The sequence below is a fragment of the Runella sp. genome (assembly GCF_027484545.1).
GTDB lineage: Bacteria > Bacteroidota > Bacteroidia > Cytophagales > Spirosomataceae > Runella.
The window spans coordinates 1-7,928 of record NZ_JAIXST010000337.1 but is presented as its reverse complement, the minus strand read 5'-3'; the positions used below and the strand labels follow the sequence as shown (position 1 = coordinate 7,928).

At 44.3% G+C, this 7,928-nt stretch carries 5 protein-coding genes; 1 reads left to right on the top strand and 4 read right to left on the bottom strand.

Translation table 11 applies throughout. The features are described 5' to 3' along the window. Nucleotides 1–42: 42 nt before the first annotated feature. The 4 genes from Q0081_RS30050 to Q0081_RS30035 all read right to left on the bottom strand — a co-directional run bounded on the left by Q0081_RS30050 (nucleotide 43) and on the right by Q0081_RS30035 (nucleotide 6,838). Nucleotides 43–3,468, bottom strand: coding sequence for a SusC/RagA family TonB-linked outer membrane protein (locus tag Q0081_RS30050; RefSeq protein ID WP_298362332.1), 3,426 nt, complete (start codon nucleotides 3,466–3,468; stop codon nucleotides 43–45). A gap of 185 nt (nucleotides 3,469–3,653) precedes the next feature. Further along, nucleotides 3,654–4,760 (bottom strand): FecR family protein, encoded by a 1,107-nt coding sequence (locus Q0081_RS30045; protein WP_298362329.1) that lies wholly within the window; start codon nucleotides 4,758–4,760, stop codon nucleotides 3,654–3,656. Between the two features lie 100 nt (nucleotides 4,761–4,860). Then, nucleotides 4,861–5,448 (bottom strand): RNA polymerase sigma factor, encoded by a 588-nt coding sequence (locus Q0081_RS30040; RefSeq protein WP_298362326.1) that lies wholly within the window; start codon nucleotides 5,446–5,448, stop codon nucleotides 4,861–4,863. 73 nt (nucleotides 5,449–5,521) lie between these two features. Next, nucleotides 5,522–6,838 (bottom strand): gluconate:H+ symporter, encoded by a 1,317-nt coding sequence (locus Q0081_RS30035; RefSeq protein ID WP_298362323.1) that lies wholly within the window; start codon nucleotides 6,836–6,838, stop codon nucleotides 5,522–5,524. Nucleotides 6,839–7,114: 276 nt separating this feature from the next. Between Q0081_RS30035 and Q0081_RS30030 the strand changes: the two genes are divergently transcribed. Continuing rightward, complete coding sequence (locus tag Q0081_RS30030) at nucleotides 7,115–7,738, top strand: glycoside hydrolase family 28 protein (RefSeq protein ID WP_298362320.1); 624 nt, start codon at nucleotides 7,115–7,117, stop codon at nucleotides 7,736–7,738. Nucleotides 7,739–7,928: the final 190 nt, after the last annotated feature.

The window sequence follows — 7,928 nt, the reverse complement described above, 5'->3', positions numbered from 1 at the left end:
TGACTTTTTCATTTCAGTTAATTTTCAGTTAAACACCAATTTTTAAAATTTCAAGCGAATACCACCTCCTAAGCTCCGTGTTTGAGGTACTTGATACCACTCAATTCCGACCGAATTTCCGGTGCCTGCACCTGATAATGTATTGGTCATATTGAGTTCGGGGTCAACAAACGTATTGGCTTTAAGAAACAGATTCCTGCCGGTAAGAAAAACACTTGCTCCTGACATACCTACTTTTTCAATCCATTTTAGGGGTAGGTCGTAGTTAAGGCTTAATTCACGAAAACGTACAAAGGAAGCATTATCGAGATTGGCAGCAGTAACAGCATTAACTGCGGCCCAATATGGATTTGTCCTATAAATGGCTACGTCGTTATCTCCTTCAACCACCAATGCTCCATTAACAAATTTTCCTTTTTTACCGGGCATTACCTGTTGAATGTCTCGGTCGAGTGTTTGAGCAGATAAGCCTCGGGTACGAGATTCGGCCTGAAGTTGAGAGAAGAACAAACCACCTTTTCGCCAATCAATCTGAAAATTTAATGAAAGCGATTTATATCGGATTGAATTGATAAAGTTGAATTCAAAATCAGGGTTTGGGGTACCCAAAATTTGAGACACCGGGTTAACCAAAGGAAATCCGTTTGTGGAATTATATACGATTTGCCCTGATGCAGGGTCTTTTTGATAAACTGTTCCAAAAAACGAAGGATAAGTTTGCCCTTTTTCCGCTACCAAGCGAACTGCCCCACTCGCGTTTGAGAGTTCAATGCGAGATAGACCGCTTGGTAACTCTTCAATGGTTGTTCTATACTTTGAGAAATTGACGTTGAAATCCCAATTGAAGTTGGCATTTTTCAGCGGGGTGAGTCGAAGCATGATCTCATGTCCCCTCGACAACATTTTTCCTGCATTGTTAACCTGACTGCCAAAACCCGTGGAAGGTGGCAAGGGAATGCCGAAAATTTGCCCATCGGAAAGACTTCTGAAATAGGTATAGTCCAAACTGATGCGATTTTTCAGAAAACGGAGTTCGGTACCTAATTCTACACTACGGGTGTTTTCAGGACGAAGTGTTGAACTGATACTGGTACCACTCGGCAAGAAACCGGCAATACCATTGTAAGGAAATTGAAATCCCGTACTTGCTGCGGAGTAGCCTACTCCATTCACAAATAACTGCCCTAATTGGCCTACTTCGGCATAATTGGCTCGTAGCTTAGCAAAAGTAAAAAGATTTTGCAGTGAAGGGGCCGCCTCCGTAAGTACAAAACTTAATCCCGCCGAAGGATATAAAAAGGAACGATTGCCTGAAGGTAAATTGGAGGCATAATCTTGGCGAGCGGAGAGGTTGAGGTATAACATTTCTTTGTATCCCAAATTAACGTTCCCATAAAAACCGACAACCCGCTGGGCATTGTTGTTGTTAGTTGATACAATCGTTGTACCGTTGGCGATACTTGGCCAATTGCCCGTTACTAAGTTTGAACTGCCGGTGAAGCTACTGCTGCGCCTGATATCAAATAACTCATTCCCCACAATGGCATTAAGGACTAAATTAGGTAGTATATTTTTATCATAACTCAAAAAGAAGTTGGAGTTGAGTTGCGTTTCAGTGAAATTATTCAAGGCAAATAGTCCTCCGCTTGGAATAGCGGTACGACCCGTAGAACCTGTTCCTAACTCATCGTAACGTTCAGTTTTTGTACTGAAATTATCAAGGCCTACTCGGTAGGTAGCTTTCAGCCCTTGTGCCAATTGATATTCCATAAACAAGTTTCCAAAAGTGCGGTTGGTCTTACTATTTTGGAAATTGTTTTCCAACACCCAATAAGGATTGTTTTGGGTAGCTCTAAAAAGTATTTGTTGGTAGGGGTTAGTTGGCGAAGCAAATGGTTTTCCTTTCAGGTGATAAGAAGGGGGTGCTTCGTACAAAGCACGAATAAAATTGTCGTTGCCGGCTAAATCGGGAAAATCATCAACGTTGATATTGGCATAATTCATTGACAGTCCGATTTTAAACTTTTTATAAGGGGTCATCAAGCCATTGAACTTGATATTCGTTCTCTGCAAGCCCGTTTTGGCTATCACTCCCGTTTGGTCAGTGCGACCAACACCAATTGAATAATTTCCAAAATTGCCACCCTGGGCAATCTCTAAGTTATTGTTGAAAGTCAATCCACTACCAAAAAACTCCTTGACATTGTTATAAGAAGCGGCCTGTTCCTGCGCTCCAAGCGTGTTAGTGTACGAACCGAGCGTACTGATTTTGGGGCCGTAAGAAAACAACCCGTTTTGGTCAAAAATACTATTGTTCCCCTGAGCATATTCGTATTGAAGTTTGGGCAAATAACTCACTTTGTCTTGTGAGTACTGTGATTCAAACGTTACGGTAGGCTTACGATTGGCATTTTTGCCGCTTTTAGTAGTAATCACAATTACCCCATTTGAAGCTCGCACGCCGTATAGTGCCGCCGCCGCCGGGCCTTTCAGAATATCCATAGATTCCACATCCGAAGGGTTAAAGTCAATGGAACGACTCCCTGCTGCCACTGGCAAACCGTCAATGACGTACAAAGGCTCGTTTGAACCCGTAATGGAACGTGAACCACGGATATTCACTTGGGCGGGGCGGCCCGGCATCCCGCTGCTCAATCGTACCTGTACCCCTGCTGCTTTGCCTTGCAATGAATTCTGAATATTGGCATTTCCTACGGCCGAAAGTTGTTCTCCCGCTACCTTTTGGGAAGCATAACCCAGGGCTTTTTGATCCCGTTTAATACCGAAAGCCGTTACAACTACTTCATCCAGCGTTTTCGTATCTATTTTAAGGCTGATACTAATTTGGCTTTGGTTTCCTACCGCCACCTCCTGCAACAAATATCCCACAAAAGAAAACACTAAAACAGCATCACCATTGGCTACGTCTATTTTGTATTTACCACCGGCATCAGTTGTTGTACCGCGTTGGGTTCCTTTGACCAATATGCTTACACCGGGCAGGCCGGAGCCGCTTTCGTCAGTGACAGTTCCTGTGATGGTTTGGTCGAATGATTGTAAGGAGGCCTTCGGTAGCTCAAGTTGTCCGGTTTGAATTTTTTCCGTTGTTTCCCGTTTGAGAATGATCTGTCTTCCGACAATTTCATAGGATAATTTTTGGGGAGTCAACAGTTTTTCCAGAACCGCCGAAAGTTTCTCGTTGGAAGCAGTCACCGTAATTTTGCGGGATGCCCGAATGAGATTGGGGCTGTACGAAAACTTTACTTCAGCAATTTTTTCAATCTCGGAAAGTACTGAATTAATGTTCTGATTGGTAACCTGTATCGAAATACGACGCTCCAGCAACTCTTGCGCCGCTGCGTCATCAGCAAACGAAAGATTAGCAAAAATCAGGGCGATACACAGATGTATAAAGGACCATTGCATGATTTTTACCGCCCAATGCCGGGCAGCGTTACTTTTTTTCATAAATTTGAATGTTTTTGTTAGACGAAAATTTGACAAAACACCCCCGCATCTGTATACTACAGATGTCGTTCGCGCGATGGGGTTTATGAAGTCGGTGATGGTGGTGCATTGCCGACTTCTCTTTTTTTAATGGATAATCAGGTACGGGTTTATTTCATTCTGCTTTGCATTTGGTGAATAATAGGTTAATTCGCACAGCCTTTGCCGGAAATGATGACTTGGGCATCCAAAACTTGATAGTTGGCTTCAATACTTTTACAGATAATATCAAGCTTTTCATAGAGGGACTCGTCGGTTAAGTCGGCTGTAAACTGGCACTTGGAAAAAACTTCCTCATCAAATACGATGTCTATTCCGTAGGCCTTTTCAATCATATTGAATACATCAGAAGCCCGGGCTGCTTCAAACACAAATGAGTACCGCATTGGGGTAGGGGTAGTGACACTCAGTAAGGTTGGATTTTCTACCAATGACTTCACCAACCGAATTTCCTGCCGTGATAAGACAGCCTGTTGATTAGGCAATAGTACAATACCCTCCACTTCCCGGGTACTGATGGACTGTTGTCCACTGATTTTTTTCGCTACAGTCACGGCCACTCGCCCCGTACGAACTTTTACAATTACATTTTTGTCCTCAGGAAATGCCCTGACGTTGAAACTTGTTCCCAATACTTTGGTAACCAATTCATTGGCATATACAAAAAACGGTTTAGTGGGATTTTTAGCTACTTCAAAAAACGCTTCTCCGCTCAAATACACCTCTCGTTTGCTGCCTTCGTTGAAGGTTTTGGAATAACTTATCCTGCTTTTGGGGTTCAGAAAAATTGAACTTCCGTCGGCGAGGGTGACAAGAATGGGTTTGGCCGTATCGTTCACTTTTTCAACTAAGGGTGATTCAGACTGCTTACGATTCACTTCATAAGTTACCTCAACAGTAGAAGTTTGCTTATCAATAAGCCACCAACTCATTGCCAAGACAAAACACGCGGCCGCCGCCCAACGAACCCACACGGGCAAGCGACGGATTGTCACCTCCTGCTTCTCCCCGATTTGCTGCTGTATCTGTTGAAACACCCTGTCTTCATTTGCTTTTGTAGAGAAACCGCTCTCCACCTGCGCTTCAAGGGTCAACAATACATTGCGGGCAACGATGATATCCTGTTTTTTTTCGGGATGTTGCAACATAAAATCTTCCCAAAAAGCCGCTGATTCGGTCGTTGGTTGTTGAACCCATCGCCGAAATTCGGTATCTTCAATAAAATCGCCGGTGGTGAATTGCGAATATTTCATAGTGACTATTTTGGAAATAATTGTACTATTCCCCTTCCATATAGAAAGAGACAATCGGGAAGTGTTTCAACCTCCCAAATCGAAAAAAAATTTACAAAAATTAGAAAAATAATTGCAAGGCAATGATAATCAAAGAAATAGCCAGTTTGCGTAGTATTTGAAGTGCCTTCTGAACAAGGTTCCGGGCGGTTTGTTCTTTGATATGCAGGAGGTCGGCAATTTCCGAATACTCAAAATTATGATAATATCGGAGTAAAAGTGCTTCATTTTGACGAGGGGGGAGTTGGCTAAGCCAGACATTCAGTTTTTCAGACTGGATCAACGTATCTTCTGCATGGGTAAACAGCGACTCGGGCGACTCTTCCGTCGGCAAAACGGCTTCCTGCACGTTCTCCCACTCTTCCCCATGCAACGAATCGGGTTTGAGCGAGCGGTGAATTTTTCGACGAAGCGACCGAATCAGATAAAATCTGACCGATTGTGCCTGACTCAACGAACGGCGACTGCGCCATATATCCACAAACAGATCCTGAATGGCATCGTTTACCGCATCTTCGTCTTGGTGAATGCGTTTTCCATAACTGAAGAGTACTTGGAAATACCGACGATACAACGCCTCAAAGGCAGTTTCACTGCCTTCCCGTACCGCCTGCCAAAGGGTTTCGTCGGTCATTGTTACGTTTATCACGGAGTCCTCAATGTTGAATTAAATTCAACAAAAGTAGGAAAAAATTAAACTTTGTAAAGACAGCCGCGGAATTTCAAGCGATTATTGCATTCAAAACAAGCACGCCCAACAACCCGGAAACGGAAACAAGGGTTTCCATGACTGACCAGGTTTTTAACGTATCCACCATCGAAAGTTGAAAATATTCCCGAAAAAGCCAGAAGCCAGCGTCGTTTACGTGCGAAAACATCATGCTGCCCGCCCCAATGCTCAACACCATCAGGTGTGGTTCGGTATGCGTAGCCATCAATAAAGGAGCCATAAATCCCGCCGTTGTAATGCCCGAAACGGTGGAAGAACCCACCGCTACCCGAATAATGGCCGCCATGCCCCAACCCAAAATCAACGGATGGAGGGTAGAATGTTGCATCATATCGGCAATGGATTGACTCACGCCGCCGTCGGTCAACACTTGTTTTAAGGCCCCCGCTCCACCAAAAATCAGGAAAAGCATCGCAACGTCTTTGATGGAGTCGCCCAAAAGGGCCGTGATCTCCGCCATTTTTCGGTTTTGTCGGATGCCCAATAGATACATGGCCACCAACACCGAAATAAACATGCTGACTACGGGGTCACCAATGAAAGTGAGGCTTTCAAAAAGAAAAGAATTTTTGGGCAGAAAGGAGGAAAAAACCGTCGTTGTACTGATCAGCACAATGGGCAATAACACCGAAAAAAGGCTGCTGAACAGCGAAGGCATTTGCGCTTCGGGCAGGTCAGGTGCCACAAACGCCCGATTGGGAAGGGTGGTGTATTTTTTCAGCGTTGCCCCAAACAAGGCCCCCGAAACCAAGATGGCGGGAATGGCCACCAAAATTCCGTAGAAAAGGGTCAAACCCATGTCGGCATTAAACTGCTTTACAATCGCCAGGGGAGCCGGGTGCGGGGGCAAATACCCCTGCGTTACGGAAAGCGAGGCCAGCATGGGCAGGCCGATGTAAACGGCGGGCTGCCTGAATCGGTACGCAAACGTGATGACCAGCGGTGCTAACAGCATAAAACCCACTGAATAAAATAAGGGTAATCCCACGATAAAGCCCGTTACCATAAACGCCCAACGAACGTAGCCAGTACCAATCAATTGTACCATTCGGGTTGAAATGCGTTGGGCCGCCCCACTTTGAGCCACCAATTTTCCGAGCATTGCCCCCAGGGCAATAATCGCCACAATGGAACCCAGTGTACTTCCCGTTCCCTGTTGTATGGCTTTAAGAATGGCTTGCGACGGCATACCCAAAGCCAATCCTACCCCCAAAGAGACGACAATAAAAGCCAAAAAGGTGTGAACTTTGAAGTAGGATATTAATAAAATCAGTACAATAAGTCCAAAAACAGTGATCAACAAGGGCATGACAGCAGGGTTTTTGTAGTGGGGTTCTTGTATATCTGGCCAAAACTACCATAAAAATGCGTGTTTTGGCTGGATATAGAAAGTGAACGGTATTCTTTTGGCGTAAAATAAGGCAGAAAAACAGGATAAAAACCTAAAAAATGAACATTAAAACGGGATAAATGACCAACTTATCCGTTTCTTTCCTAAGCAACATTCAGTTGTGTTATACAATGGTACCCATGAAGAATCCAACACCCTATTTTTGCCGTTCTTTTTCTGTTTTGTGCTTCCTGTTTGCACGCGCAAACCTACAGCATCCGTGATTTTGGGGCCAAAACCGACAGTACGTTTCCCAATACTAAAGCCATACAGGCGGCCATTGATAAATGTTCCCAAAAGGGTGGTGGTGAGGTAATTGTGCCCGCTGGCAGATTTGTGACTGGTACGATTTTTCTCAAATCCAACGTCTATTTACGACTGTTGCCAGGGGCGGTATTGCAAGGAAGCTACCGCATGGCCGATTATCCTGACCATTCTATCGTGGCTGCGCAAAAATTCGGCACCATTACGCACAATGGCCTGTACGTCGAATTCATGAAAGCCTTGGTGATTGCCGACGGTGCGCACCATATTGGCATTGTGGGCGAAGGAACCCTCAAGGGTGCGGGTGAAGGGCAGGAGTTTCAATTGGGTTTAAACAAAGATGGGAAGCCAAAAAACATTTTCTTTATCGGTTGCAAAGATGTTATTCTAAAAGACTTTGATGTATTGAATGCCGCTCAAATTTGCATTTCTATTTCGGGCTGTGAAAGAGTTTTGATTGATGGAGTTTACTTGCGAAGCTTAGTCAACTGGAATTGCGACGGTCTTGATATTGATGCCAAAGACGTAATTGTTTCCAATTGTAAATTCCTGTGAAAGTGGTTCATCGTCACATTTGGTGAAAGTCGGGGTTTGGGATGTAATTTTGAAGAATGGACTCTTCCTTTCTTTTGCCTTCCGAGCTCGACTTAGAATTACTTGATTACGAACTTTACCCTGACCGGATTGATTTACATGTGATAAGCACTGCTGCTAATACCTGCTGTCCCGTTTGTGGACAGCTTAG